The organism is Spiroplasma sp. ald (assembly GCF_044714355.1).
Lineage (GTDB): Bacteria > Bacillota_I > Bacilli_A > Mycoplasmatales > Mycoplasmataceae > Spiroplasma > Spiroplasma phoeniceum.
Window position 1 is genome coordinate 1 of sequence record NZ_RXFY01000185.1, and the last position, 885, is coordinate 885.

Sequence of the window (885 nt, forward strand, 5' to 3'; positions counted from 1 at the left end):
TTAAAATTATAATTTGCTATTAGTATCTTTTTAAAAATATTTACAATTATTTTAATAGGTTATGCAAGAAGTCTAATATAAAATTACATCTCTTAAACGAAACTAAGGGGGGTGTATCAGTATATGCACAGTATTATGGTTGTGAAAATGAAACTAAAATAAACTATATTCCCCCAGTAATTAACATAACAGATAGGAGAAAAATATAATGGCAATGTTATATGAATATAGTTATCTTAATGAGATAGTAGTTAGTTTATTAGAAAATAAAGAATATATAGCAGATAAGATTAATTTAGCAGGTAGTCGTAAAGCGGGTAAAACATATAGTATTTATGAATTAATAGCATTATTAAGTTGTTTTGTATTAGCAAATAAAGATAAAAAAATAGCAATATATGGTTTTAGATTAAATAGTGCTGATACTGCTGAAATGCAACAAGATATTCAAGATGCATTAGATAAAGTTGGTTTAATCCTTATATTAGGTAAAGGAACAGCAAGAGCAAATGGTGCTGATTTATGTATTATTTGACTTGAAGAAGCAAATGAATTTAGTAAATCAGAAAAAGAAGCAATTATGCAAGCAGTTCGTGATTATAAAAAATTAATATTAATTACAAGTACTAACCCTGATAGTATTTATCAAGATCATATAGATTATTTAAACAAATTATTACCTTTTAATCGTAAATAATTAGAAAGTAATGGTGAATAAATATCTAAATTAATAGTTCCAGTATTAGATCCTAAAACAGGTCAAAAAGCATATGATAAAAAAGTAATTAATCATTAGACTTCTTGCATAACCTATTAAAATAATTGTAAATATTTTTAAAAAGATACTAATAGCAAATTATAATTTTAATTAATTATGTCTTTTAT

1 protein-coding gene is annotated in these 885 nt (G+C 23.5%); it reads left to right on the top strand.

Features of this window, described 5'->3' with window-relative positions:
- Positions 1-208 precede the first annotated feature (208 nt).
- Positions 209-697, top strand: a complete 489-nt coding sequence (locus EHU54_RS06035; RefSeq protein ID WP_400249495.1) for a hypothetical protein — start codon at positions 209-211, stop codon at positions 695-697.
- The last annotated feature ends 188 nt before the right edge of the window (positions 698-885 follow it).